This window comes from Kitasatospora sp. NPDC043949 (assembly GCF_056435365.1).
Genome location: NZ_JBWKEQ010000040.1, coordinates 77,951 through 80,454, shown reverse-complemented (window position 1 = coordinate 80,454; position 2,504 = coordinate 77,951). Strand labels below are relative to the sequence as shown.

Sequence of the window (2,504 nt, the reverse complement as noted above, 5' to 3'; positions counted from 1 at the left end):
ACCCCTCGGCACGCGCGCCCGCAGTCTGGGCGCCTTTGCCGAGGCCGTGCCTGTCTCGCGACTGCCGGTACTGCACTCACTGAACTGCGTCCTACCGGTACCGCTGGTGGCGGCCCCTGATACCTGCGGGCCGCCCGGTCCGGAAGCCAGCCCCGTCGCCGTCCTGCACCTGCCTGGCTTCGGAACTCCACTGCCGGACCGAACTGCGAACTTCTGTCCAACAACCCCGGCCAGTTCGTGTCTGGCCGGTATCGCCGACTTGCTGTCTACGAGAGAAACGTTAGACCCACCCACGAGCAATGTCTACTCCGGCGCACACAGATTTTGCGACGCTCTCGGGTGAGGTAACCTTCCGCTGCGCGGCGGCGGCAACCCCCCGAGCCGCCGCCGCGCGCCCGAAGCAGCGAGCCGCACCGCGCGGGGAGGCAGAAGTCGAAGACCTGGTGCCCGTCGGACCGGAGACGGCCCGGAGGGCGGGACGGGAGGCCCTGGTCGAAACGATCACCAAGGCCGTGCCCGGCGGTGACGGCCGGGCCGTCCGTCGGCTACTGGCCCGCTTCGCGGAACTGGCCGCCATCGCCGACCTGTACGCCCTGCGCGACGCCCCCTCGGAAGTTCATTTCGAGCCCGGTGCATGCCGGAGGGGGCGGCGGTGTCGCCGTCCGCCACGACCTCCCCTCCTCACCGCCGACCGAGCCGGCGCCACGACCGCAGCCCGTTCCCTCGCCGACCGGCTCGCCGCCGCCTACCGCCTCGACCGGGTCGTCTACCGCAACGGCGCCCGCATGCCCGTCCGGGCCTGGGCCGAAGCCGCCCTCGCCGCCCGCTCCGCCGTCGCCCACAACACCGCCCGCGAGTACGGAATCCACCAGGTCGAGGTCTCTGACGGTCACGACTGCGGATGGAACAGCCACCCCGACCCCGACAAGGCCACCCGCACCCTGCGCACAGTCGAGGAAGCCGCCGACTGGCCCATCTCCCACCCGCGGTGCGCGCGGACGTTCGGGTTGAGCCCCGACGCGTCGGACGCGCCGGGCGAGGACAGTGCTGTCACGGCCCCTTGAACGTCCCCTCCCGTGCCGGCTGGGTGGGAGCCGCGTGGGGTAAGTCGACTGGGTGATTCGGAAGCCAACCTTGCCTGTTCGATGGCCTGTTCACACCTTTCGGTGCAGCGGGGTCCGGGGCGGGCTGGGACGATCAAGCCGCCGTGCGCACCTGCGCCCGGGCCGTCCGTGAAACGAATTGAGGACCCCTCGCCATGAGCATTCACGACACCGCCCACCCGCAACTGGCCGAGCACTACAGCCGGGCCGCCGAGTCCCACCTCGACCTGATCACAGCCCGGCGGGCTATCGACCCCGACCTGATCGCGGGGCAAGCGGTGATCGTCCCCAAGAAGTTCTCCTACTCCGGGTCCGTGCACTCCTTCTCGGTCCTCGGGGGCGGTTTCTCCGGGGACTTCACCGACGAGAAGGGCGTCGAGTACGAGATCACCGGTGCCGGAGGCGGCCTGAGCGTCGGAGGCGGAGACGTCTGGGGCACCCTGTGGACCAACGGCCACCTGTCCGACTACGCGGGCTGGACCACCCGCTTCGAGGCGACCGCCACCGCGGCCATGTTCAACATCAACCTGTGGGGCCTGGACGGCGAGTACATCGGTTCGTTTGTCGGTGGCGGAGCGGAGATGGGCGTCGGCGCCATGGGCGGACAGGGGAAGATCGACATCAAGCACTGACAACCACCACCTCTGGCCGCGCTGCCATCGTGCAGCGGCAGTGCAGGGTGGGAGTCCAGAGCTCGGATGCCGGACCGGTGCGATGCTGCTCTTCGGGCCAGGTTGGGCAACTCCGGGACACTGGGAGCGCGCCGTCGGCGCTCCCGCCCCGGTCAAGGCGAAGGCCAAGGCCGCCATCACGTCGAACCTGGGGACCTACGAGGCGACCGTCGGCGACAAGTACCTCACGGACGACATCGTCTACGCGGTCGGCAAGTAGCACGGGCGCGGTCCCCGGATTCCACCGACTTCTGGAGGCCGCCGGGCTGTCAATGCCTCTCGTTCACGCCGAGGAGCGGGCCATCGCCCGGCGGAGCGCGAGAGCGATCGGGCTCTCCGAGGGACGGTCGCCGTCAGTCCGCACAGACCGGCTGCCAGCCAGCTGCCTCCGGTAGGCGTCATCAGGTGGCGGACGGCTCGTTGGTCCAGGTGCTTGACGTCCCGAAGAAGGAGAACCCCATGCCCGAGCCCGAAGAGTACGTCGACGAGCAGCCCGAACTGGTCGTCCACAGGGTCGCAGACCCGCAGGACGACGGCTCCGACCCCATTGCGGATACCGCCGACCAGGCACTCGGAACGCAGGCGCGGACGCGCGCCGGCGGCTTGATGGACCAGGGCCAGATGTAGCAGAGGCCCGGGGGGGGGGGGGGGGGGGGGGGGGGGGGGGGGGGGGGGGGGGGGGGGGGGGGGGGGGGGAGAAGAGAGGAAGGGGGAAAGGATGCGGCTGCGG

General features: G+C 70.6%; 4 protein-coding genes. All 4 read left to right on the top strand.

What is annotated here, in order from left to right; genetic code table 11:
- Positions 1-443 precede the first annotated feature (443 nt).
- The 4 genes from AC07AL_RS28070 (at position 444) to AC07AL_RS28055 (ending at position 2,401) form a co-directional block, all read left to right on the top strand.
- The gene (locus tag AC07AL_RS28070) at positions 444-1,064 is read left to right on the top strand and encodes a hypothetical protein (protein ID WP_478318628.1); all 621 of its coding nucleotides are present in this window, start codon (positions 444-446) and stop codon (positions 1,062-1,064) included.
- A 194-nt stretch (positions 1,065-1,258) separates the two neighbouring features.
- The gene (locus AC07AL_RS28065) at positions 1,259-1,735 is read left to right on the top strand and encodes a VapA/VapB family virulence-associated protein (protein ID WP_478318627.1); all 477 of its coding nucleotides are present in this window, start codon (positions 1,259-1,261) and stop codon (positions 1,733-1,735) included.
- Positions 1,736-1,817: 82 nt separating this feature from the next.
- Positions 1,818-1,994, top strand: a complete 177-nt coding sequence (locus tag AC07AL_RS28060) for a hypothetical protein (protein ID WP_400809432.1) — start codon at positions 1,818-1,820, stop codon at positions 1,992-1,994.
- Between the two features lie 239 nt (positions 1,995-2,233).
- Positions 2,234-2,401, top strand: coding sequence for a hypothetical protein (locus AC07AL_RS28055; protein ID WP_363580993.1), 168 nt, complete (start codon positions 2,234-2,236; stop codon positions 2,399-2,401).
- Positions 2,402-2,504: the final 103 nt, after the last annotated feature.